Source organism: Arthrobacter sp. B0316-1-20 (genome assembly GCF_059091865.1).
Genome location: NZ_JBNHHC010000004.1, coordinates 133,249 through 155,469, shown reverse-complemented (window position 1 = coordinate 155,469; position 22,221 = coordinate 133,249). Strand labels below are relative to the sequence as shown.

At 62.3% G+C, this 22,221-nt stretch carries 21 protein-coding genes; 14 read left to right on the top strand and 7 right to left on the bottom strand.

The window, feature by feature from the left end; translation table 11 throughout:
• Together AC5RW2_RS08140 and pxpA are read right to left on the bottom strand one after the other, a co-directional pair.
• Complete coding sequence (locus tag AC5RW2_RS08140; protein ID WP_493949631.1) at positions 1-240, bottom strand: acetyl-CoA carboxylase; 240 nt, start codon at positions 238-240, stop codon at positions 1-3.
• Positions 241-253: 13 nt separating this feature from the next.
• Positions 254-1,024 carry a 5-oxoprolinase subunit PxpA gene (gene pxpA, locus AC5RW2_RS08135; protein WP_493962989.1) on the bottom strand — a complete coding sequence of 257 codons (771 nt, stop codon included), beginning with the start codon at positions 1,022-1,024 and terminating at the stop codon, positions 254-256.
• An 86-nt stretch (positions 1,025-1,110) separates the two neighbouring features.
• Between pxpA and AC5RW2_RS08130 the strand changes: the two genes are divergently transcribed.
• Complete coding sequence (locus AC5RW2_RS08130; protein ID WP_493962990.1) at positions 1,111-2,742, top strand: PucR family transcriptional regulator; 1,632 nt, start codon at positions 1,111-1,113, stop codon at positions 2,740-2,742.
• A 157-nt stretch (positions 2,743-2,899) separates the two neighbouring features.
• Positions 2,900-3,502, top strand: coding sequence for a biotin transporter BioY (locus AC5RW2_RS08125; protein WP_493949628.1), 603 nt, complete (start codon positions 2,900-2,902; stop codon positions 3,500-3,502).
• Positions 3,503-3,628: 126 nt separating this feature from the next.
• Here the strand turns inward: AC5RW2_RS08125 and AC5RW2_RS08120 are convergent, their stop codons facing one another.
• From AC5RW2_RS08120 to AC5RW2_RS08110, 3 genes are read right to left on the bottom strand one after another with little or no spacing between them, the layout of a single operon-like run.
• Entirely contained in the window at positions 3,629-4,672 is a 1,044-nt protein-coding gene (locus tag AC5RW2_RS08120) for a cytochrome d ubiquinol oxidase subunit II (RefSeq protein WP_493962991.1), read from the bottom strand.
• Positions 4,673-4,681: 9 nt separating this feature from the next.
• Entirely contained in the window at positions 4,682-6,091 is a 1,410-nt protein-coding gene (locus AC5RW2_RS08115; RefSeq protein WP_493962992.1) for a cytochrome ubiquinol oxidase subunit I, read from the bottom strand.
• A complete protein-coding gene (locus tag AC5RW2_RS08110) occupies positions 6,088-6,321 on the bottom strand; it encodes a GMC oxidoreductase (protein WP_493949625.1) in 234 nt (77 codons plus the stop codon). The genes AC5RW2_RS08115 and AC5RW2_RS08110 overlap by 4 nt, the downstream gene beginning before the upstream one ends.
• A 240-nt stretch (positions 6,322-6,561) precedes the next feature.
• On the opposite strand from AC5RW2_RS08110, the gene zwf reads away from it, so the two are divergent.
• Positions 6,562-7,878, top strand: coding sequence for a glucose-6-phosphate dehydrogenase (gene zwf, locus AC5RW2_RS08105; RefSeq protein ID WP_493962993.1), 1,317 nt, complete (start codon positions 6,562-6,564; stop codon positions 7,876-7,878).
• A 274-nt stretch (positions 7,879-8,152) separates the two neighbouring features.
• Here zwf and AC5RW2_RS08100 read toward each other — a convergent pair whose 3' ends face one another.
• Positions 8,153-8,416, bottom strand: coding sequence for a hypothetical protein (locus AC5RW2_RS08100; protein ID WP_493949623.1), 264 nt, complete (start codon positions 8,414-8,416; stop codon positions 8,153-8,155).
• A gap of 411 nt (positions 8,417-8,827) precedes the next feature.
• Here AC5RW2_RS08100 and AC5RW2_RS08095 point away from each other — a divergent pair, with 411 nt between their 5' ends.
• The 4 genes from AC5RW2_RS08095 to AC5RW2_RS08080 all read left to right on the top strand — a co-directional run bounded on the left by AC5RW2_RS08095 (position 8,828) and on the right by AC5RW2_RS08080 (position 12,746).
• The gene (locus AC5RW2_RS08095; RefSeq protein ID WP_493949622.1) at positions 8,828-9,130 is read left to right on the top strand and encodes a hypothetical protein; all 303 of its coding nucleotides are present in this window, start codon (positions 8,828-8,830) and stop codon (positions 9,128-9,130) included.
• A gap of 448 nt (positions 9,131-9,578) precedes the next feature.
• Entirely contained in the window at positions 9,579-10,847 is a 1,269-nt protein-coding gene (locus tag AC5RW2_RS08090) for an aspartate aminotransferase family protein (RefSeq protein ID WP_493949621.1), read from the top strand.
• 109 nt (positions 10,848-10,956) lie between these two features.
• A complete protein-coding gene (locus AC5RW2_RS08085; protein WP_493962994.1) occupies positions 10,957-11,217 on the top strand; it encodes a hypothetical protein in 261 nt (86 codons plus the stop codon).
• Positions 11,218-11,255: 38 nt separating this feature from the next.
• Entirely contained in the window at positions 11,256-12,746 is a 1,491-nt protein-coding gene (locus AC5RW2_RS08080) for an NAD-dependent succinate-semialdehyde dehydrogenase (RefSeq protein ID WP_493962995.1), read from the top strand.
• Positions 12,747-12,998: 252 nt separating this feature from the next.
• On the opposite strand, the gene AC5RW2_RS08075 is transcribed toward AC5RW2_RS08080, so the two are convergent.
• Positions 12,999-13,652, bottom strand: coding sequence for a GntR family transcriptional regulator (locus tag AC5RW2_RS08075; protein ID WP_493950083.1), 654 nt, complete (start codon positions 13,650-13,652; stop codon positions 12,999-13,001).
• A gap of 429 nt (positions 13,653-14,081) precedes the next feature.
• Here AC5RW2_RS08075 and torT point away from each other — a divergent pair, with 429 nt between their 5' ends.
• The 7 genes from torT (at position 14,082) to AC5RW2_RS08040 (ending at position 22,179) form a co-directional block, all read left to right on the top strand.
• Positions 14,082-15,341, top strand: a complete 1,260-nt coding sequence (gene torT, locus AC5RW2_RS08070) for a TMAO reductase system periplasmic protein TorT (RefSeq protein WP_493949618.1) — start codon at positions 14,082-14,084, stop codon at positions 15,339-15,341.
• Positions 15,342-15,405: 64 nt separating this feature from the next.
• A complete protein-coding gene (locus AC5RW2_RS08065; protein WP_493949617.1) occupies positions 15,406-16,932 on the top strand; it encodes a sugar ABC transporter ATP-binding protein in 1,527 nt (508 codons plus the stop codon).
• Between the two features lie 23 nt (positions 16,933-16,955).
• The gene (locus tag AC5RW2_RS08060; protein ID WP_493962996.1) at positions 16,956-17,999 is read left to right on the top strand and encodes an ABC transporter permease; all 1,044 of its coding nucleotides are present in this window, start codon (positions 16,956-16,958) and stop codon (positions 17,997-17,999) included.
• Complete coding sequence (locus AC5RW2_RS08055; protein WP_493962997.1) at positions 17,996-19,402, top strand: acetyl-CoA carboxylase biotin carboxylase subunit; 1,407 nt, start codon at positions 17,996-17,998, stop codon at positions 19,400-19,402. The genes AC5RW2_RS08060 and AC5RW2_RS08055 overlap by 4 nt, the downstream gene beginning before the upstream one ends.
• A complete protein-coding gene (locus AC5RW2_RS08050) occupies positions 19,399-20,415 on the top strand; it encodes a carboxyltransferase domain-containing protein (RefSeq protein WP_493962998.1) in 1,017 nt (338 codons plus the stop codon). The genes AC5RW2_RS08055 and AC5RW2_RS08050 overlap by 4 nt, the downstream gene beginning before the upstream one ends.
• A gap of 10 nt (positions 20,416-20,425) precedes the next feature.
• Complete coding sequence (locus tag AC5RW2_RS08045; RefSeq protein ID WP_493949613.1) at positions 20,426-21,400, top strand: 5-oxoprolinase/urea amidolyase family protein; 975 nt, start codon at positions 20,426-20,428, stop codon at positions 21,398-21,400.
• Positions 21,397-22,179 carry a LamB/YcsF family protein gene (locus AC5RW2_RS08040; RefSeq protein ID WP_493949612.1) on the top strand — a complete coding sequence of 261 codons (783 nt, stop codon included), beginning with the start codon at positions 21,397-21,399 and terminating at the stop codon, positions 22,177-22,179. The genes AC5RW2_RS08045 and AC5RW2_RS08040 overlap by 4 nt, the downstream gene beginning before the upstream one ends.
• The last annotated feature ends 42 nt before the right edge of the window (positions 22,180-22,221 follow it).

Here is a 22,221-nt window from a genome sequence, read left to right as displayed (position 1 = left end):
TCACCCCTCGCTGACCGTCGCTATGGCTTCCCCGGGATTCACCGTGCCACCGTCCTCAATATGGAAATGATCAATCGTGCCGGCGGCATCACTGCGGACCTCTGTGAACTGCTTCATGACTTCAACCATGCCGACGGTTTGGCCGACGTCGACATGGTCGCCTTCGTGGACGTAGGGATCCTTGTCCGGTCCGGGCTTGCGGTAGAAAATTCCGGGCAGCGGCGAGAGGATGTCAGCCACGGGGGAACCCCTTTCAGGAGGTGGTGGGATCGGCAGTGGAGTTGTGTGCCGACAGCGCTTCGCGCACCGCCGCCGCTACCTCGACGGCGTTCGGAGCATCCGAGTGCACACAGACACTTTCAAAACTGATGTTGAGCAGCGTTCCATCCACCGCTTCAACCACCCCCTCGTTCAGAACCCGGCGCACGCGATTCCCTGCCGCCGCCGGATTGGTGGGTTCGGGGCGGCGCTGGATCAGCAGTTCACCCCCGGGTCCATAGTTCAAGTCAACGTACAGTTCCCCGACGAAGGGAACGCCGAATTGGTCGCATACCTTCTGGTGCTCAGTTCCCGCCAGACCGTAGAAAGGAACGCTGTACAGGGCTGATACCCTCGCCGCGGCCTCCATGAGCCCGGGGTCGCGGGCAAGCATGCCGTAAAGCGAGCCATGCGGCTTGATGTGATTCAACTCCAGGCCGTACTGCTTCAAAAACGCCGTCAGCGCCCCGACCTGATACAGGAGCAGTGTCTCCACCTCCGCACCGGTCAGCCTCATCTCACGGCGGCCGAATCCCACCAGGTCCGGCAGTCCCGGATGGGCCCCGATCTTCACGCTGTGTTGGCCGGCAGCCTCCACGCTGGCGGCCATTGTGTCCGGATCCCCTGAATGGAAACCGCAAGCAACGTTGGCCACGTCGATGATGTCCATGAGTTGAGCGTCGTTGCCAAAGGAATGCAGGCCCAGGGATTCGCCCAAGTCCGAGTTAATCGTCAGACGTCGACCCGCTGTCACAGATTGCGGCATGGCACCCACCCTATGGGCCTGCTTGTCCGGCTTGGAAGTAGGCAGGCGCCCAACATCGGGCCTGCCCAACTGGGCAGCGCGCACATATGCTTGAGGCAGGTGCAACCAAAGGAATCCTCGTGATCGTGGCTGACTTACTAGCGGACGCTGCCCTCCAGTTGCGCCTCCATACGCCGTCCTCCCCCGGTCGGCTTGATCGCAGAATCAGCTGGTGCGCACCGACGGAGATCATGGATCCCACGCCGCTCCTTACCCCGCACGTCCTCCTGCTCACCAACGGCATCGGCATGAACATCGAGGACGACCGGACCTGGTCCGCCTACGTCGAGCGGCTTGCCGGTGTTCCCGTTGCGGCTATTGCCTTCGGAACGGGAACCGCCCATCACTTCCTACCGCCAGGCTTGGTCGAGGCGGCCACCTGCTTCGACGTTCCACTCTTGGAAATACCCCACTTTGTCTCCTTCCTGCAGGTCCATCGCCACATCACGAATGTGCTGCAGGCCGAACATTTCACCGTACGGACCCGGTCATGGGAACTCGCGGAAGCGTGCTCCCGGCATGCTGCCACAGCATCTCCTGTGCGCAGGATGCTCGGCGAGGTTAGAAAGGCAGTCGGGGGTTCGGTGGCGATAATCGACGGCGGCGGTTCCGTCATCGCCCAATCGCCCGGCACTTCCCATTGGACCGACGAGGACCTGCGCCGGGCTGCAACCGATGATGACGATGACCGCCGTGTCCCGCTCCCGATGGGTGGCGGCGACTCGTTCCAGGTTGTCGTTCGCGGCAGTACCCGGGACGAACCCCTGGCTTCCCTGCTGGCGCCGGCGGCCTCCATCATGGCGGTGCAGCTCAGAAGTGCCCTACAAACGGCGTCCCACCGGCAACCCCAGCTGCAATCGCTCCTCGCACAGGCCGCCGACTGGCAGGAGATACCGGGGCAGGAATTCGCCCGCACCTTCCGCTCGACCGGTCTGGACGACAAACGCCCGACGCTCGCGGTAGTGGCAGCGCTGGCCGAAGACGGCCTGGCGAATGTCTGGAAGATACGCCTGATGCTTCAGGAGGCATTCGAGGAGCTTCGGATCATTGTCTTGGACGGCACTGTCGTCGCGTTAGCCCAGCGGCCAACCCCGGACCTGCTTCAGGCCGCCAGGGGCGGGAGCCTGGCATCGTCACTGACGGAGAACTTCCGATTACTGGCCCGGGATCAGGCAGTGGTCCTCAAGGGTCCGTGTGAGAGCCTGGACGAGTTGCGCCTAGGTATCTGCGCTGCAACCGAGCTGGTACACCACGTAACGGAGCCGGTAACGGCCCCCGAACTCAGTATCGATGCCCTGTTGGCCGCGGCTGCCGGCCACGGAGCACTCGCCGGCGCCCGCAAGCTCCTCTCGCCTCTCGTGGCCCACGACCGCAAACATTCAGGACACCTTTTGGACACGCTCAAAACGTATCTGGACAGCGACTGCCAGCCATCACGGGCATGCGAGAAACTCTTCATCCATCGGAACACCCTCGCTCAGCGGCTGCGGAAGCTTGAGTCCCTGCTCCGGCTGCATCTGGACACACTCGAAGGACAGATGACCTGCCTTATGGCGGTACGCCTAACCGAAGGCCAAAGCGCGCGATCCAAGGAGGAGGCCAAGACCGGCGTTCAGCCGCTGGCGAGCAACGGAACTGCAACCTCGGGACATCGCCGGGGATCTTCGCCTGGGCTCTGATCCGCCCGGTGGCAGGACCAGGCACCGCGGACGCTATGCGCAGCCGCCCTCTTGGCAGCATGGTCAGGACGCTGTATCTTGCTGGGACCTGCGGCCATAGGTCGCAAACACCCAAATAACCGCCGGTACGGCAACAACCGTTCAGATAGGCGTAGACATGAGCTCGTTTACACTCGTTCGCCAGGGCGTTCTGGCCGACGCCCTCGTCCCCAGCACTGCCCTGGCCAACACCGCGCTGGTGGTCGGCGGTGCCGGCTTGACCGCTGTGATGGCACAGCTGGCCGTGCCGCTGTGGCCGGTCCCGATCACCGGCCAGACCCTGGCCGTGCTGCTGGTCGGCAGCACCCTGGGCCCGGTCCGCGGGATGCTGGCGATGGCGCTGTACTGGGTGGCCGGTGTCGCCGGCATGCCGGTGTTTTCCGAGGCTTCGTCCGGCCTGGCCGCTGCGGTCGGCCCGACCGGCGGCTACCTGGTGGGCTTTGTTGCCGCCGCGGGCCTGACCGGCTGGCTGGCCAAGCGCAACTGGGACAAGAAGTTCCTGGGCGCCACGGTCTCCTTCCTCGCCGGCACCGTGATCACCTTCGTCTTCGGCATGGCTTGGCTGTCCATCTCGCTGGGCGCCGATCTGCAGCAGACACTCGAGTGGGGCCTGTACCCGTTCATCATCGGCGGCATCGTGAAGTCCCTGATCGCGGCCGCCGCGATGCCCGCCGCCTGGAAGCTGGCCGCCCGGCTGCCCAAGGACTCGTCCCGCGCCTAACGGTTAGCGGCAGGCCCAGCGCCCGCCGGTTCCTGACATCTTCACAGCACGACGCCGGTGGCATCCTACGCCCTCCGGTCGATACCCCGGTCAGCGGCTCGCTTGCTTGCCACCTCGCCAGTGAAGTCAGGGACGGACGACCCCGGGGCCCCGGCCGGGCTCGTCGTCGTCGCCTTCTTCGAGGAGCAGTCCGCGCTGGTCGAGCACGTACAACAAGATGAAGGCCGGCACGATCATCAGCACGGCGAGACCGGCCGCGACCAGCACGGCCGTGATCGTGCCCGACGGCGCAGCAGCCGCCGAGACCGTGAGCGTTTCGGGCAGCAGGTAGTTCCACTGTGCGACGCCCCAGGCCAGCACGAGGGCGCCGGCCGCGGTGATCGCAGCAAGCCGCGCTCCGCGGCGGGGTCGGCCGCGGAGCAGGAAAAGCGCGCCGAGCCCGGCGACCGCCGAGATGATCACCAGCGGCAGGGCGCGTGAGGTGAGTCCTCCGAAGACGTAGCTGGCTTCGCTGCGTACGACGAAGAGACCAACCAGCGCGACGGCTCCAGCCACGGCCCCAGCGGCCACGGCGCGGACGCGGAAGTAGCCGACGATCGCCTCGTCGGAGAGGCGGCGGGCATCCCAGGTGAGCAGTACCGCGGCGACGTAGGCCGTCACGGATACGGCGAGCAGACCCATGGCGACCGATGTCGGGTTGACCCAGCTGTGCAGCGGATCGCCCGCCCGGCCGCCGGCCGGAACCCGGCCGGATGCGATGCCTCCGGCGATGGCGCCGAAGCAGTAGGGCACCAGCACCGAGGAGACTGCGAAGATGGCGCCGAAGCTGCGGCGGGCTCGCTGCCGAAACACCGCCTTCCCGAAGGCGAAGCCGGCACCGCGTAGGACGATGCCGAGGGCCGCCAGGGTGAGGGGAACGAACATGGTCAAGGTGATCGAGGCGTAGGCCTCGGAGAAACACGTCCAGAGCACGACGAAGATGAAGATCAGCCACACGTGGTTCGCTTCCCACACGGGCCCGATCGAGTGGTCGATTACCTCGCGCGGCCGCGCCCCGCGCTGCGCGCCACCGGCAGTCAGGTCCCAGAAGCCGGCACCGAAGTCAGCGCCGCCGAAGATCGCGTAGATGGTGATGGCGGCGAACAAGAGCAGGGCTGCGGCGGTGTCCATGGGCGGCCCCTAGGTCTCTTTCACCGGTTTGCGCGGTCCGTACGGGGAGTCGGTCTCGTCGAATCGTCGTGCCTCGCGGTAGCGACGACTCATCCCGCGCAGGACGAGGATTGTGGTGGCGCCCAGTCCGATATAGAGGATCGTGACCGCGATGAAGGTGATCCAAACTCCGGTGTTGGTGGTCGCGGCGTCCTCCACCCGCATCTTGTTGTAGACAATCCACGGCTGTCGGCCGACCTCGCTCACGGTCCAGCCCGCCTCCATCGTCAGCACGGCGAGGGGCCCGGCGGCGACGGCGCAGCGCAGGAACCACTTGCTGCGAGGCATGTCGCGTCGGAAGATCCACGATGCCCAGTACCACAGCGTCAGCAGGAACAGGGCAGTGCCGACGCCGACCATGATGTCCCAAGCGAGATGGACGACGTTCACCTGGCGGTTCGTCGGCCGCTCGTTGGCGGGTACAGTGTCGAGTCCCTGCACGACGGTCGCCCGGCCAGTGCGGGGGTCCGACAACCACGAGGCGAGCCCGGGAATGGGGACCCCGCCAACCACTTCTCCTTCTGAATTGAGATGGCCGAGCAGCGTCTCGGGTACGTCACTGCTGGTCGTCGGCACCATCTCGATGGCGGCGAACTTGACCGGTTGGTTGCTATAAACCCAGCGAGCTAGGCCGTCACCGACCCCCATCTGCACCGGGACGGCGATGGCGGCCACAGTGAAGGCGATGAGAAAGCCGAGCCTGTGGTAGCGGTCCCGCCGCCCGCGCAGCATCGCCATCGCGTAGACCATGGCCACCAGGAAGCCGCCGACCAGATAGGCCGCAATCACCATGTGCGCCGCCATCAACGGCATCGCCCCGTTGAAGATCACCCCCAGCGGGTCCACCGCCACGACGTTCCCGCCGGTGTCCAGTGTGACCCCTTCGGGTGAGTTCATCCACGCGTTGGCAGCCACCACGGAAACGCTGCCGAAGATGCCGGCGACGGCGATCGGGACACCGGTCCAGAAGTGGGTCCAGGGCTTAAGTCGACGCCAGCCGAAGATGTAGATCGAGATGAAAACGGCCTCAAGAAAGAAGAAGAGACCCTCGAACGCGAAAGGCACGCCGAACGCCTCGCCCCAGTGACCCATGAACTGAGGCCACAGCAGGCCGAACTCGAAGGTGAGGACCGTCCCGGTGACGGCGCCCACTGCGAAGGTGACCGCCATGTACTTCGACCAGCGCTGCGCGAGCCGGATGGCGTCAGCGTCGGCCCGCCTGATGCCTCGATAGTTGGCGATCAGCGCCATCATCGACCAGGACACGCCAAGTGGCACCAAGATGATGTGGAAGGCCAGCGTGAACGCCATCTGGGCTCGAGCCCACGGAACCGGGTTCACCTCCATCATCGGGATGAGGGCGTCCTCGAACAGCGTCATGCCGCACCCCTGCCCGCGAGATTTCCAAGGCGTTCGGTGGGGTGGTCACCGACCCGCAAAGCATTGGCGAGTGCAGTCAGGGACGGGTTCACGGCGCCGATGCCGGGGAAGAAGCTGGTGTCGACGACGTAGAGGTTGTCCGGGTCGTGGGCTTCGCAGTTCACGAGGGCGCTGGAGGCGTGGTCTCCACCGAAAGCGCCTGCTTGGTGCGCGTTTGCGCCGATCCGCATGCGTGCTGGTCGTCTGTCATGCCGGAGCCTCCTAGGAGCGGGTTCTCGGTCTACCGATGCTGCCTCTAGGCGTTGATGCTGGCCCCCGGGGTGGGTCCCCGTCATCACCCAAAAAGGGTGATGACGGGGCCCGGGAGGCGGTGATTGGCTCTGAAAGAAGCCGGTCTGCGTCAGCTCCGGCATGGAGCCCACGAGCAGATTCATGTTGCCGGTAGAGGGTCGATCACTCGAGGAGATGCCATGTCAGCAGCGATGGATGGCCGAACCGCGCCTAGGCCTGACCAGCCGAGTAGTAGCGTTGGTCAGCGTCCCGCCGATGTGTTCGTTGTGTTCGGGATCACCGGCGACCTGGCCAGGGTGATGACGTTCAGATCGTTGTACCGCCTGGAGCTTCGGGGGTTGTTGCAGTGCCCGATCGTCGGGGTGGCCGTCGATGATTGGACGGTAGACCAGTTGGTGGAACGGGCCCGGATGTCGATCGAGGGAACCGGGGAGGTGATCGACGCCGCCGTCTTCGACCGATTCGCGGCCCGGCTGTCCTATGTGCAAGGCGATTTCGGCGACGCGGCGACCTATGAGCGGGTCGCCGAGGCGATCAAGGGCGCCGACAGTCCTGTGTTCTATCTCGAAATCCCACCCTTCCTGTTCGGCACAGTCGTCAAGGGCTTGGCCCGCGCTGGCTTGACCTCGACGGCGCGGGTGGTGGTTGAGAAGCCGTTCGGGCATGACCGAGCCTCGGCGCGCGCCCTGGCCGAGGAGTTGCACCAGTACCTCGACGAGTCACAGTTGTACCGGATCGACCACTACCTGGGGAAGATGGGCTTGGAGGAGATCATTTACCTGCGGTTCGCCAACACGATGCTTGAGCCGATCTGGAATCGGAACTATGTCGAATGCGTGCAGATCACGATGGCCGAGGACTTCGGCGTCGAGGACCGTGGCCACTTCTACGATCCCGTTGGTGCGTTGCGCGATGTGGTGGTCAACCACCTCATGCAGGTCGTGTCCGCGGCCGCAATGGAGCCACCGTCTGGAGGTGATCCACAAACCCTCAAGGACTCGCAGGTTGCTTTGTTCCGCGCGGTTTCCGAGGCAAATCCTGTCCACTACGTCCGCGGCCAGTACGAGGGTTACCGGAGCATCAACGGCGTGGCCTCGGATTCGACGACGGAGACTTACGCCGCGTTGCGGCTCGACATCGACAATTGGCGCTGGTCGGGGGTGCCGTTCTTCATTCGGACCGGCAAGAAGCTGACGGTCACTCAGACCGAGCTTCGGCTGATGTTCAAGCACCCGCCCCGGCTTGGCTTCGACTTCGGATCCGATCGCCGACCAGAGCCCAACCAGATCGTCATCAAGCTTGATCCTTCGACCGGCGTCAGGCTCAAGGTCGAGGCTCTACGTGCGGACACGGTCGGCCCCGGCGCCATCGATCTCGACATGGAGTTCGCCGATGAAGGGGGCGAAGGGCCGACTCCGTATGAGGTGTTGCTCCAGGCTGCGATGGTCGGGAAGAGCACGCGGTTTACCCGCCAGGACGCGGTCGAGGAGACGTAGCGGATCATGCAGCCACTCCTGGATGCGCCGCCCCCGGTGCACAGCTACACACCCGGGTCTTGGGGTCCGACAGCCGCAGATGAACTGACTGCCGACTACGTCGATTGGCACCGGCCGTGGGTGGTGTCATGAGTCCCGGCGCTCCGCGGCAGGCCACCGAGCAGAGCGCGGCCGTCCTATCGAACTGCCTGCCATACGGGCGCCCTCATCGCGCCCGTGCGGTCACCAGGACGTGGACCCGCAAAGCCTTTCGCTACGAGATCGAATAGAAGCGCTAGGTTGTCATCTTGTTCGCCAGTTCGTGCTTCTCCGGGGTTACCTCCGCCGGCAGGTGTGACCTGACATTGTTGTCAAACCAGGCGTCGTGCTGCGTGGCAGCCTCCCAAATTTCCACAACAATCATTCCGTCTTCGCTCTCGTAGGCGTAATGGGCGTTGAATCCGGGGGTGCCCATGAGTTTGTCCCCAAGAGCTCCTGCGATGTCTTCGTACTGTTGGCGGGTCAGACCGGGCACAAGACTTTGGACCAGAACAGTCATGGCGGACTCCTTCATAGGCGACTGCCGGCCGGGCGGACGGATCCCACGGACAGGGCCGGCACAGCCGAAGCCTACGCCGCTAGCGGCGGCTGCGACAGGGCTGAGTGGTGCCCCGCGGGGCTGAGCTGGCACCGTCATGCACAGGGGTCACCACCCGTCGGATGGCACTTTGGTGCTCGTCCAGCCGCCCGTTTCAGGAACCGCACCGCTGCTGGCCGCGTCCGTAAGCGTTTGGGCCGCCGCGCCTGTATGCATCTGGCCCAGGCCCATAACCAGATTCGTGTAGGGGCGCCTTCGTGACGCTTGGTGTCCGCAGTTGCAGTGGCGCTCAATGCAACTGCAAGCGTTCTCTAGTTGAAATTCACTTCACGGCCTAGGGTGAGCGGGTAAGGACCTTCGGAAGGGGACTGCATGTTTACCCTGCGCATAGAACATCCTGTTAGAGACTTCCGGATGTGGAGACAGGCGTTCGACAGAGATGTGCTGGGCCGTGGGGCTTCGGGGGTCAGGTCCTACAAGATCTCCCGGCCCCTAAATGAGAACAACCACGTGCTCCTGGATCTCGATTTCGATACGCAGGAGGCCGCCGCAGAATTCCTGTCCCGGCTGAAAACAGACCTTTGGGAGGGCAGCCCCATATCCCAGGCCGTGACTGGGGAGCCCAAAACTCAAATGATCGAGACCGTTGCCAACGAGACATCCACTGTCCCCTAATCCCGAAAGCGGAGCGGACGCTGCTCAACGACTGCGGCGAGACGGGGAACCGCCCCGCTGCCCCACACGACGGTGCGCGCAGGGGAGACGCTGACCCCACCCAACCTGGACAGGGTTCCCGCCCACGTCCGCGGCCGTTCCGACGCCCCAGAAGCGGAATGTTGAAAATCTGCGGACGAACTTGCCAGCGGTTTTATGAGGCGTCTGCAGGTCGGCGTAGCCACTCTTCCATCTGCGGCAAGCCTGCGAAAACTGGGGTCGAAGGAGTCCGGGCCTTTGACGCGATCGAAATCGCTGAACTACCAGCTGAGGAAAATAATCAAGGACCGCGGCACTTTCCCTCGGATATCGCGCCCGGGAATGTGCTCAGGCAGGCGACGCCCCTCCCGACACCAGCCGGATCGAAGATTGTTGACAATAGGAAGATGTGACCTTCATCATGGGACGCATGACTTCCCTGAGCCCTCTCTTGAAGCAAGCGACCCCACTAGTGGTCGATCACGCCTTGGGCAGTTGGATCCACGCGACTGATGGAAAGTCCTACCTTGATTTCACCACCGGCATTGGTGTGACGAGCACGGGCCATTGCCATCCGCGGGTAGTGGAGGCCGCCCGCGATCAGGTGGGAAAGATCATCCACGCGCAGTACACCACCGTGATGCACAAGCCCTTGCTGGCACTGACCGAGAAGCTTGGTGAGGTACTGCCCGCAGGCTTGGATTCGCTGTTTTACGTCAATTCCGGATCGGAGGCGGTCGAGGCTGCAATTCGTTTGGCCAGAATGGCCACCGGCCGGCCAAACATTGTAGTGTTCCAGGGCGGTTTCCATGGTCGGACGGTTGCGGCGGCGTCGCTGACCACTGCCGGAACGAAGTTCTCTGCAGGGTTCTCCCCGCTAATGTCCGGAGTGCACATGTCTGCCTTCCCGTATGCCTACCGGTACGGCTGGGATGAGGTGGCCTCAGTGGAATTCGCATTGAAGGAACTGGATTACCTGCTCCAGACCCGCACCGCGCCCAACGATACTGCAGCGTTCCTCATCGAACCGGCCCTCGGTGAGGGTGGCTACCTGCCCACCCCGCCGGCGTTCCAAGAGGGACTGCGCGAACGGGCCGACCAACACGGCATCCAGCTGATCTTCGACGAAGTCCAGACGGGCGTGGGCCGGATGGGAACGTTCTGGGGACACGAGCACTCCACCGCCACCCCGGACATCCTCATCACTGCCAAGGGCATAGCCTCCGGTTTTCCGATCTCCGCAATCGCCGCTTCCATCGAACTGATGTCCAAGGGCTGGCCCGGTTCCCAGGGCGGAACCTACGGCGGGAATGCGGTATCTGCCGCCGCCGGTGTCGCCACCCTCGATGTCATCCGTGACGAAGGGCTGGTGGAGAATTCACGGATCCGCGGCGAACAGCTCCAGGCTGGCCTCAAAGAAATTCAGGCCCGCTTCCCCATTATTGGCGACGTCCGCGGCAAGGGCCTGATGCAAGGCATTGAATTTACCGCCGAAGACCGCACCCCCGACACCGCCACCGCAGCAGCAGTCCAGCAGGCCACCACCAACCACGGCCTGCTTACCCTCACCTGCGGCCCTGCAGGCAACGTCGTCCGCCTCATCCCCGCCCTCATCGTCACCGCCGAAGAAATCACCACCGGCCTCGAACGCTTCGAAAACGCCATCGCCACCGCCACCAGGTCCGTTTCCGCGAATTAAGCCCACCATGACGGATGCTTTTCGCTCCCCCGCAGGCCCAGCAACGGGCCGGACAGGCGCACCCGATGCCGGCCTCCCTGCCGTGCTTGCCCGCCTGGCATCAGCGGGCGTGGCTTACGACAGCTCGCCACGCCGCTGCGGCGTGACCGGAAACTTCGGTTTCGAAAAGGAACTCTTTGACGTCAGCTTGCTGGTGGGCGAGCAAGCACTGGCCCCGGCCCTGCGCCAGACCGATTCCTCTTCGGTGATCCTTTCGGACGGATTCTCCTGTTCCATGCAAGTGAAGCAGCTTGATGGCTCCAGGCCGGGTCGTCACCTGGCCCAGCTACTAGACCCCGGCGAATATGCGGCATTGGATTTTCAACCTTAGCGCCGGCCACCCCCTTGCAACCCAGAAAAGGATCACTCATGAGCCTTCAGTCAGCAGCCTCCCGAACTTCGCAAAAGGCGCTTGACGCCGTCGCAAAGGTCAGCACGAACCTCTACATTGACGGAGAGTGGGCCGAAGCATCTTCCGGCGCCCGGTTCGATGTCATCAATCCTGCCACCGAGGAAGTCATCGCCAGCGTGGCCGACGGGGGCCCAGACGACGCACGCCGTGCAATCGAAACCGCAGGCCGGGTCCAGAAACAGTGGGCAAAAACCCCGCCCCGCGAGCGCAGCGAAATCCTGCGTCGGGCCTTCGACCTGATCATGGCCCGCCAAGACGAACTCGCTTTGATTATGACCACGGAGATGGGCAAGCCCTTTGCCGAGTCTAAAGGCGAGGTGGCGTACGCCGCCGAGTTCTTCCGCTGGTTTTCAGAGGAAGCTGTCCGCATTGACGGAGATTTGACCACCACCGGCGACGGCAAGAACCGCATCCTCGTCTCGAAGGAGCCCGTAGGACCCTGCGTCTTGGTGACACCGTGGAACTTTCCGCTGGCTATGGGCACCCGGAAGATCGGCCCTGCCATAGCGGCCGGCTGCACTATGGTCTTCAAACCTGCCAACCTCACTCCCCTGTCTTCGCTGGCACTGGCGGACGTTCTGGCGGAGGCTGGCCTTCCCAAGGGTGTTTTGAATGTGGTTACGACCTCCAGAGCCTCCGATGTGGTCACCCCATGGATGGAAAGCGGCATTGCCCGAAAGGTTAGCTTCACCGGGTCTACCGGCGTGGGCATCCGCTTACTGGAGCAAGCTGCCAAAAATGTCATGCGTTCTTCCATGGAACTGGGTGGGAATGCTCCTCTCATTGTTTTTGAAGACGCGGACTTGGACCGCGCCGTTGAGGGGGCTTTCGCTGCCAAGATGCGAAACATGGGTGAAGCCTGCACCGCCGCCAACCGAATTTTCGTCCAGCGCACCGTCGCCGCTGACTTCTCTGTCCGCCTCGCGCAGCGACTGAGCGCCCTAAAGGTCGGCGACGGGGCAGTGAGCGGCACGGAGGTCGGCCCCCTCGTGGAGGAAAAGGCTCTCAACAAGGTCCAGGAGCTCGTAGATGACGCCGTTTCCAAGGGTGCCAATGTGGTTTGCGGCGGCTTCCGCCCAGAGGGCAGCGGCTACTTCTACTCCCCGACCGTGCTTTCCGACGTCAGCCCCGACGCGGCGCTGATGAGCGAAGAAATTTTCGGTCCGGTGGCGCCCGTCATCCCCTTCGACACCGAAGACGAGGTGGTGCGGTTGGCGAACGATACCCCTTGGGGCCTTGTCAGCTTTGTGTTCACCCAGGACCTGGACCGTGCCTTCCGCGTCGGTGAGGATCTGGAGTCGGGCATGGTCGGCCTCAACACAGGCATCGTTTCCAACCCAGCGGCGCCGTTCGGTGGCATCAAGGCCTCCGGTCTGGGCCGCGAAGGCGGACGCGTGGGCTTGGACGAATTTTTGGAGATCAAGTACATGGCCATCCCCCGGGTTTAGGGAGTGGGGCCGAACCCAACCTGTTCTCACCAGGCCAACCCAGCTGATGGCTCCATCATTTCCGGGAGGAGATGTGGAAAGTGATGAAACCCTAGTCCAAAAGTAAGGAAGACTCACACTCCGACGCTTATTCGACGCCGGACGGAACTACGCCCTTTTCTCCGGCATGCATTGCCTCCTGGGTGGCAGCTTATTGTGCTTATAGACGACATGGCTCGCCTTTGCAGGAAGCGTCAGCAAACGCAAGGGAAACTAAGGGATCAGCCGCATCAGCGCGTCCTCCATGTGCTCGGCCATAAGCTTCTCAGCGAGGTCTGAATCTCCCTTGGAGATAGCTTCCGCGATGCCTTTATGCTCGGCTATGCGCTTGTCTGCCGTAGCGTACGTACTTTTCAGGGCGTTGAGGCACATCCGAGTCTCCGTCAGCAGAGTGTCGTGCATCTTCTTCAGCCGAGGGCTGCCGGCGAGCTCAACCAAGAGGGCATGGAAGCTCATGTCCGCTTCGGTCATAGCTTCGCCGTTGGGGCTTTCCACCGCATCCTCCATGGCCTGCACGGCTTTCAATAGCTGGGCCCCGCTGTCCTCCGGGTTCGTGCTGGCTACACGACGGATTGCGGCTGCTTCAACCGCGGTTCGGGCCAGGTATATATCCCGGAAATCGTCCTCGTCCATGCTGACGACAAAGAGGCCTCTGTTCCGATAACTGACGAGAAGCCCTTCCTGGGTGAGTCGCTGCATGGCCTCCCGCAGGGGCCCTCGGCTGACTCCTAGTTCTTTAGCAAGCTCGGCTTCACCAAGTTGGATGCCTGGAGCGAAGTCGCCTCGGGCGATTGCATGACGGATACGGCGGGCAATAATGGCTGGCGTAGGCTCCTGCACTATTGGGTCAAGCACTCCCCTTTTCATCCTGATCTCCATCCTTGCTGCAATGAGCTTGACTAACTTTTCTGGTTGAGCTGAATAAGCTTCGCTGTGTGTGTCACATGTCTTAAGTCGACAATCTCATAATTTACCGCTTTGCCGGTAGCCCACACCTCCGTCTCGTGCCGGGTCGGGCACGAGACGGACATCCTTGGCAGTAGTTGGGGACCTCCTAGTCCGGGCGCACGTTGGCAGATTCTGCAGAACCGGTCTTAGCCCCAGCGCAAGCTAAATGACAAAGACGCATGACTCCCGTACCTGCCACTGCAACTCATCGTCGTCCCCCACCACCGGGCCACCTTCTGGTGCGCCTCGCAACCGATCTGGCTGGGCGAACACGCCCTGATGGGCACCGCGCTGCCGTAGCTACTGAGCCCAAGCAAGGCAAGCAAACAGCGAGCGAAAAGTGTTGATGTGATCCAGCTCGCGGACTATGCTGGCACCACGGCTGCAGATTGTGAACAAAAGGCAATCGACCGAATGTGCATCTGCGGCGCGGCCTTCGGCTATCGGCGCTGGGAGAAACAGATGAAGCTGAACAGGAAAGCCAATACCATCGGAGCGCTCGCACTGGCGGCCACCCTGGCGGTAACCGGGTGCGGGGCAATGGGCGGCTCCGGGAACGGTCAGACAGGGGAGGCCTCGGGCACCGGTTCCGGGCAGAACTGGAGTACGCCGGCCCTCAATACGGCCCTGAACGGCAAGACGACGGAAACCACCTATACGCCCATCGCAAACGACAAAATTACCAAGAAGTGGAAAATCTGCGTCCTGTTCCCTCATATGAAGGATTCCTACTGGGCTGCCACGAACTACGGGACCCTGACCGAGGCACAGAGGGACAACGTCGAGTACAGCATGTTCGAGGCTGGAGGCTATACCAACCTCGACAAGCAGCTGAGCCAGATGCAGGACTGCATCAACGGCGGCTATGACGCGATCATTCTCGGCGCCATCAACGCAACGGGCGTATGTCCCCAGGTGGCTGCCGCGCTGGAAAAGAAGATTCCGGTGGTGGACTTCATTAACGGGACGGACTGCCCCGAGTCCAAGGACAATCCGCTCTTCTCGCACGCGCTCGTGAGCTTCCACGATCTGGCAGTGACGACGGCCGAGTACATCATCGATGACACCAAAGGGTCACCCGCCCTGGTTGGCTTCTTCCCCGGGCCGGAAGGCGCCGGATGGTCCGATGCAGCAGTCAAAGGTTTCCAGGACACCATCAAGGGAACCAACGTCAAGATCGTGGAGATGCGGCGCGCCGATCCAGGCTTGGAGATTCAGCAGAACCTCATTGAAGACACTCTCAAGGTCCATCCTGAGATAACCCACATCGTCGGAGTTGATATTGCTGCCGAAGCCGGGGTGAACGCGGTGCGGAACGCCAATATGACGGGAAAAGTTGACGTTTACGCCTTCGACATTATCCCGCCTGTGTACGACGCGATCGTGGCCGGGGACGCCGTAGGTTCGCCAACGGACTTCACCACCATCCAGGGACGCATGGCTGTTGATCAAGCCGTCCGCATGCTGGAGGGCGAGAAGCTGCAGGCGCCCACCTCCGGACCTGTGCCCAAGATGATTGTTCAGGACAACGCCGCCGACGTGCCCTACAACGAGATGTTCGCGCCGCGTGACTTCAAGACGGTGACGAGCTGGACGCCGAGTAGCTGATTCATTCAAGCGGGTTCAGGCCCCGCGCGTGTTCCCGTTTCCTGGGCACTCGCATCGGAAGGGAGTGAAGCTGGCATTGGAACAGCATTCGATCGTTGCACTCAGCAATATCGTCAAGACGTTCGGGCCCGTGAGGGCACTCAAAGGGATGTCACTCGACCTTTACCCCAGCGAAGTACACATCCTGCTGGGCGAGAACGGCGCCGGAAAATCAACGCTGGTGAACATCCTCCTCGGCAACTACCAGCCCGACGGCGGAACGATCACCGTCCGGGGCTCGGACGTTACCCACCACTCTCCAGCAAATGCCCGCAAACTGGGCATCAACGTCGTGCTGCAGGATTTCAGCTTGGCCCCGACGCTGTCCGTGACCGAGAATCTGTTCCTTGGCCGTGAGTTGAAAACCTTCGGGTTCGTGAACCGAGTAAAGATGCGGGCCATTGCCCGGGAAAAGGTCGGTCAGCTGGGGGCAGCGATAGACCCGGACGCGGAGGTTGGGACGCTGCCCAGGGCTGAACAGCAGCTAGTGGAGATCACCAAAGGGCTGCTCGGGACGCCGGGCATCCTCCTTCTCGACGAGCCCACGGCTGCCATCAGTGAGCGGGAAGCGGACCGGCTGTTCAAGATCATCGACCAACTCCGAGACGAAGGCTGGGCGCTTCTCTACATCACTCACCGGATGGAGGAAGTCCGGCGCCTCGGAGACCGGGTCACCGTGATGCGGGACGGCACGTTCATTTCGACCCATACCCTCGAGGAGGTCTCGGAAGAGCAGCTGATTACCGACATGGTCGGCCGGGAACTCGCGGCCGTCTATCCGGAAAAGGCCGAAACCGCGGGGGAACCCCTGCTGGCGATAGAGGACGTATCTACAGCGGACGGAAAGGTCAGCCAGGCATCCCTGCGGGTGTGCCAGGGTGAAATTGTTGCCGTAGCCGGGCTTGTGGGATCGGGGAAAAGTGAACTCGCCAAGGCCGTCTTCGGTCTCATCCCCTTGTCCGGCGGCTCCGTCTCCGTCAGCGGAAGAACATTCACCAAGCCAAACCCTCGCCAGATGATCCAGTCGGGTATCGGCTTCATGCCTGAGGACCGCAGGCGGGAAGCTCTCGCGCTTGATCTCAGCGTGCAGGAGAACGTTGCGCTCGAAGTCAACCGGACCAAGAAGTACAGCACCTTGGGCCTTCTCCACGGAGCAAAGATTCGTTCCCTCGCGCAGGCGCTGGCCGAACGACTCGATATCCGGCCGCGTTCGGTTACTGCGTTGGCCCGGGCACTGTCTGGCGGCAATCAGCAGAAGGTCGTTCTGGCGCGCGCCCTGACCCGGGACCGGAAGGTTTTCGTGGTGGCCGAGCCTACTTCGGGCGTGGACGTTGGGGCCCGCCAGGAGATTTACGCCAACCTGCGCAAACTGTGCAACGACGGCGCCGGCGTCCTCATGGTCTCATCCGACCTCGAGGAGGTCGTGGGACTCGCCGACCGGGTGTATGTGATGAACGGCGGGCGCGTGCAGGCGGAGCTCGTGGGCGATCAAATCACAAACGAAGCCGTTGTCGCTGGTGCCTTCGGGCATGCAGTAGGCGCGCAAGCTTAAGGACTGGCATGTCAACAACCGAAGTGAAAAACCCGGCCACCGCCGTCGGCGGTGCAAAGAAAGTAAACCACCAGTATTGGCTCAGGTTCTTCAGCAGCGTCGGACCGCTTCCGCCGCTGCTGATCGTGATGGTGCTCGTCTTTGCCTTGGCGAATAACCGTTTCCTGGAGCCCGACAATCTGCTTTCCGTCTCCCAACAATCCGTCACGCTGCTGCTGATTTCCCTAGGGCAGATGCTCGTACTGGTAACTGGAGGATTTGATCTGTCCGTCGGGGCAACCGTCGCGCTGTCTTCCATTGTGTCTGCCACGATGATGCAGAAAGTCTACGGCGGCATACCGGCATTCTCCGGCCAGTCAATGATCATGGGTTTCGTCGTCTGCATCGCGGTCGGACTCGTCGTCGGGATGGCCAACGGCCTCGGGGTCGCCTTCCTGAAGGTCAACCCGTTCATCGTGACACTTGCCACCGCCACCATCGTCACAGGCATCACGCTCGTCTACAGCGGCGGAGCCACCGTATCCGGCCTGCCAAGGGAGTACATAGTCGGCCTTGGGTCGGGCTTCACCATGGGCATACCCAACCTGGTTCTCGTAGCACTACCGATCGTGGCAATTGTTTTCGTTGCACTGAGATGGACAACCTTCGGCCGCCACCTGTATGCCATCGGCGGGAATGCACTGGCAGCGAAAACCGCGGGCATCCAGGTGCGGCGGAACCTGATTGCCACCTACGTCATCTGCGCCATCCTGTCCTCCATTGCGGCCTACCTCCTGACGGCCCGCAGCGGCTCGGGGCAACCGACCTTTGGAGGCGCCTTTGCCCTTCAATCCATCACCGCTGCCGTCATCGGCGGGGCTTCGCTCCAAGGCGGCCGCGGCGGCGTCGGCGGCACTGTCCTGGGCGTCGTCTTCATCATGCTGCTGGGCAACGGAATGAACTTCATGCGGCTCGATACCAACATGCAGAGCATCGCCTTGGGGTTAGCGCTCGTTCTCGCGGTCCTTGCAGACCGTTTCCGCGCCTCGGCCAAGGCGCGCCTTATCGCCAAGGGAGTCAGATCATGACCGCGCCCGTTTTTGAATCCCTCATGGTCACCAACCGGGGTGAGATCGCCCGGCGGATTATCCGCACAGCGAATGCCATGGGAGTGCGGACCATCGCCGTCTGCTCGGACGTGGACACAGAACTGCCCTTCGTGAAGGAAGCATCGGAATTCGTCTCCCTTGGTCCGGCCAATCCGGCCGAATCCTACCTGAACGTCGACAAACTGATGGACGCTGCCCGAACCGTCCGGGCTTCGGCCATCCACCCGGGCTACGGTTTCCTCGCCGAAAATTCCGGCTTCGCCCGGCGAGTCATCGAGGGCGGCATCGCGTGGGTGGGGCCTTCGCCGGAATCGATGGATATGGTGGCGGACAAGATCAACGCCAGAAACCTGATGCAGGCCGCCGGCGTGCCGGTGGCGACAGGATCAGCCGAACCGGTAAGCGACGCCGCAGAGGCAGTCAAGATCGCCAATGCTGTCGGTTATCCGGTCATTGTTAAACCATCCGGAGGCGGCGGCGGCATCGGAATGATTGTTGCCGGCAATGACGAAGACCTGAAGGCAGCTTTCGATACTGCACGGTCGCGTGCAGAGCGCTTTTTTGGGGACTCGCGGATCCTCATTGAACAGTTCATTCAGCACGCCCGCCACGTCGAGGTCCAGATCCTCGGGCTTACCGACGGCAGGGTCATAGCGCTCGGGGAGCGAGACTGCTCGGTTCAGCGCCGCCACCAGAAGGTCGCCGAGGAGTCGCCGTCTCCGGGAATCACACCGGAACTTAGGTCCCGGATGCTGGACGGCGCGGTAAGGGCGGGGACAGCTGTCGGGTACCGCAATGCCGGTACCGTCGAATGTCTGGTGGATCCGGTGCGGCAGACCTTCGTTTTCCTGGAGATGAACACCCGGCTGCAAGTGGAGCACCCTGTTACCGAAGCCGTCTTTTCCCTCGACCTTGTCGAGGAACAACTCCGCGTCGCCGCCGGCCAGAACGTTAGCTTCGACGCCGGCAACCTTAAATCGACAGGACATGCCATAGAGATGCGCATCTATGCCGAAGACCCCAAACGCTTCCTGCCATCGCCCGGGCGTATCAGTGAGTGGACGGAACCAACAGGAGAAGGTGTCCGGGTCGACAGCGGTTATGCAGCCGGCAATACCGTGACCACGGCCTACGATCCACTCCTGGCAAAGCTCATCGTGAGGGGGCAGGGCCGGGAAGAAGCACTCGCACGCGCCCGGTCCGCCGTCGCAGCGTTCCACGTATCGGGGCTGAAAACCAATCTCCCCTTTTTCCAGATGCTTCTGAACGATCCTGCCTTCAAGTCAGGCCGCTACAGCACCGGCATCGTGGCCGATGTGCAGAACCGGGCTGCCGAGTCGAAGGCAAAGGATGAGACAAGTCAGGAGGAGCACGCAAGATGAAGCCTTACGAGGTCTCCCACCGGCACCTCTCGGAACAGTGGGCAGGGGTACCATCCGCGCTTTACGAGCAACGGGCGGCTACTGACGGCAAACCCTCGGTCACGTACCGGCTGGCCGGTGACAGTTATCTCCTGGTTGAGTTCGGTGACATGGAATTTGACCTGAACCTCAACTTCTTTGTCCACAACATTAACAGCGAGTTGGACCAGTCCCGCCCTCCCGGACTGGTTGAAACATCCCCAGGTTTCCGTTCGATACTGCTCTCCTATGACCCGGCAGAAACAAACGTCGCAAACCTGGTTCTGGCACTGGACGATACCTACGACAATGCAGCCGCGACGGAAAACATGGTCCTTCCCAGCCGAAGAGTTAATCTTCCTGCTGCGTTTCACGATTCGACGTCCAGAGCAGCTGTTGCCCGTTACGTCCGCAGCATCCGTTCGGACGCCCCCAACTGCGTGAACGACAACAACGTCGATTACACGATCACCTACAACGGGCTTCGGGACGTTGACGAGCTGATTGAAATCGTCACAGGGACGGACCTCTGGGTCGGATTCATCGGGTTCTTCCCTGGACTACCCTTCACTTTCCCGTTGGATCCGAGGAAGGTCCTCTTCGCTCCCAAATACAACCCGACACGTACGTGGACAGCGGAAGGAGCCATCGGTCTCGGCGGACCGTGCTACTCCATCTACCCCGTGGAATCTCCGGGCGGATACCAATTGCTCGGCAGGACGCTGCCCGTGTACGACATCCAGCAGCGCAATCCAGCTTTCGCCCAGTCACCTCTGCTGCTGCGCCCATGCGACCGGATCAGATTCCATGCCGTTTCCGAGCAGGAACTCTCGGATTCCTTCGAAACCGTCCATCGGGGCGAATACGTCTACGACATCCAGGACGAAGACTTTGACGTCGCCACCTATAACATTTGGTGCGCCTCGCTCGTCGCCGAAGCTGCAGACTTTACCACCAAGCGGGATACCGCTGCTGCGGCAACCGCCGTCCCGTGAGGAGTCACCGATGTCCATTGAAGTTGTTCAACCCGGGATCCAGACAACCGTCCAGGACTGGCCCGGGCGAATCGGAATGCTCTCACGCGGTTATTTTCCCGCCGGCCCGATGGATGATTTCGCCTTCCGGCTCGGCAATGTCGCAGTCGGCAACAGCCCCGACGCTGCCGGTTTGGAAATCACATTAGGCAAGACCAAATTCCGGTTCCGGTCCCCCGCCACCGTGGCAGTAACCGGCGCCGCCGGCCAAGTGACGGTCGACGGCAGCCCGGTGCCACAGTGGGCCGCTGTCAGCGTTCCCGCGGGTGCCGAACTGAAAATTGGCCTGGCGACATCCGGGTTCAGATTCTATCTGGCCGTTAGAGGTGGAATCGATGTCCCCCAAATCCTCGGTTCCCGGTCCACCTACACCATGGGTTCGCTAGGAGGAGTTGAAGGGCGGGCGCTTGTCAAAGGAGATGTCCTGGACATCGGAAACTCGGGTGCCTCACCTATAGCGGAACTGCCTCAGGAACAAATCCCCGCCTATCGGCATGACTGGGAACTGGAAGTCGTGCCAGGGCCATTTGCCACGCCTGAGTTCGTCACGGAAGCGGACGTTGAGGACTTCTTTGCACGGTCCTGGACCGTTGACCAGAATTCAAACCGTACCGGTATCCGGCTGGACCCGGCGAGGCTGCAATGGGCCCGGTCCGACGGCGGTATTGCCGGCGGACATCCATCCAATATCCTAGACACCGGCTACCCTCTCGGCGGAATCAACCTCAACGGCGACACTCCCGTGATCCTCGGACCTGACGGGCCCACTTCCGGCGGCTTTGTCGTATTCGGAGTCGTACCTAAGGCGAGCCTATGGAAGACCGGCCAAATGCGGCCGGGGACCGACACGATCCGGTTCAAGCCAATTTCCATCGATAACGCATACGCATTGGACGAGGAACGTTCCACGCTCATGTCTGCAGCAGCAGGAGGGACCGAACAATGAACCCAGCCATCGAAATCAACTGCGACATGGGAGAAGGTTACGGCCGCTGGCGCTTCGCGCCGGACGAAGAATTCATGCCCTATATCAGCGCCGCTAACATCGCCTGTGGCTTCCATGCCGGGGATCCGAGAATAATGCGCCGCACGGTCCGGGCGGCAGTCGACCAAGGCCTCCAGATCGGAGCGCACGTCTCGCTGCCGGACCTTCTGGGCTTCGGACGACGACGAATAGCTGTCTCAGCGGAAGAGCTTCAGGACTACACGCTGTATCAAATAGGCGCCCTGAAAGGCTTCGTTGAGGCCGAAGGGTCGAAACTTTCGCATGTGAAACCGCACGGGGTCATGTATTTGATGTCGCTGGAGGACGAAGAGCTGGCCGAAGCTGTCATCGCCGCCGTCGCGGAAATAGACAGCTCGCTCCCTCTCTATTGTTTCGACAAGCGCCACACGGAGCTCGCCGCCCGTTACGGCGTCCGGCTAGTCCAGGAAGGATTTGTCGACCTCGGCTACGACGACGCGGGCAACCTTCTCATCGAGCGGGAAAAGCAGGCTTGGGACCCTGCGCTTGTGTCCTCACGCGCGATCAGGTTTGTGAGGGAAGGGAAAGTAGCCACAGTGTCGGGGCGAGACCTCGACATCACCCCGGAAAGCATCTGTCTGCACGGGGACGCACCGAACTCGGTGGAGGTTATCCGCACCGTTTGGCAGTCCCTGCAGGACGCGGGCATATCTGTGCGCCCGTTGACGGAAGGCGAAAACCTGGCGACGGAATCGGGCTAATCCTTGTGCGTATCGAACTGGCACCCGGAAGGATTGGAGCAA

What these genes read in the sequence shown, in the direction of transcription:
- AC5RW2_RS08110 (WP_493949625.1), bottom strand. Translation starts at nt 6,321, where the DNA reads ATGCGGATCGGCGCAAACGCGCACCAAGCAGGCGCTTTCGGTGGAGAC.
- AC5RW2_RS08040 (WP_493949612.1), top strand. Translation starts at nt 21,397, where the DNA reads ATGAACCCAGCCATCGAAATCAACTGCGACATGGGAGAAGGTTACGGC.
- AC5RW2_RS08075 (WP_493950083.1), bottom strand. Translation starts at nt 13,652, where the DNA reads ATGAAAAGGGGAGTGCTTGACCCAATAGTGCAGGAGCCTACGCCAGCC.
- AC5RW2_RS08115 (WP_493962992.1), bottom strand. Translation starts at nt 6,091, where the DNA reads ATGACGCTGTTCGAGGACGCCCTCATCCCGATGATGGAGGTGAACCCG.
- AC5RW2_RS08055 (WP_493962997.1), top strand. Translation starts at nt 17,996, where the DNA reads ATGACCGCGCCCGTTTTTGAATCCCTCATGGTCACCAACCGGGGTGAG.
- AC5RW2_RS08045 (WP_493949613.1), top strand. Translation starts at nt 20,426, where the DNA reads ATGTCCATTGAAGTTGTTCAACCCGGGATCCAGACAACCGTCCAGGAC.
- AC5RW2_RS08120 (WP_493962991.1), bottom strand. Translation starts at nt 4,672, where the DNA reads ATGGACACCGCCGCAGCCCTGCTCTTGTTCGCCGCCATCACCATCTAC.
- AC5RW2_RS08130 (WP_493962990.1), top strand. Translation starts at nt 1,111, where the DNA reads ATGCTTGAGGCAGGTGCAACCAAAGGAATCCTCGTGATCGTGGCTGAC.
- AC5RW2_RS08090 (WP_493949621.1), top strand. Translation starts at nt 9,579, where the DNA reads ATGACTTCCCTGAGCCCTCTCTTGAAGCAAGCGACCCCACTAGTGGTC.
- AC5RW2_RS08050 (WP_493962998.1), top strand. Translation starts at nt 19,399, where the DNA reads ATGAAGCCTTACGAGGTCTCCCACCGGCACCTCTCGGAACAGTGGGCA.
- AC5RW2_RS08100 (WP_493949623.1), bottom strand. Translation starts at nt 8,416, where the DNA reads ATGACTGTTCTGGTCCAAAGTCTTGTGCCCGGTCTGACCCGCCAACAG.
- zwf (WP_493962993.1), top strand. Translation starts at nt 6,562, where the DNA reads ATGTCAGCAGCGATGGATGGCCGAACCGCGCCTAGGCCTGACCAGCCG.
- AC5RW2_RS08080 (WP_493962995.1), top strand. Translation starts at nt 11,256, where the DNA reads ATGAGCCTTCAGTCAGCAGCCTCCCGAACTTCGCAAAAGGCGCTTGAC.
- AC5RW2_RS08095 (WP_493949622.1), top strand. Translation starts at nt 8,828, where the DNA reads ATGTTTACCCTGCGCATAGAACATCCTGTTAGAGACTTCCGGATGTGG.
- AC5RW2_RS08125 (WP_493949628.1), top strand. Translation starts at nt 2,900, where the DNA reads ATGAGCTCGTTTACACTCGTTCGCCAGGGCGTTCTGGCCGACGCCCTC.
- pxpA (WP_493962989.1), bottom strand. Translation starts at nt 1,024, where the DNA reads ATGCCGCAATCTGTGACAGCGGGTCGACGTCTGACGATTAACTCGGAC.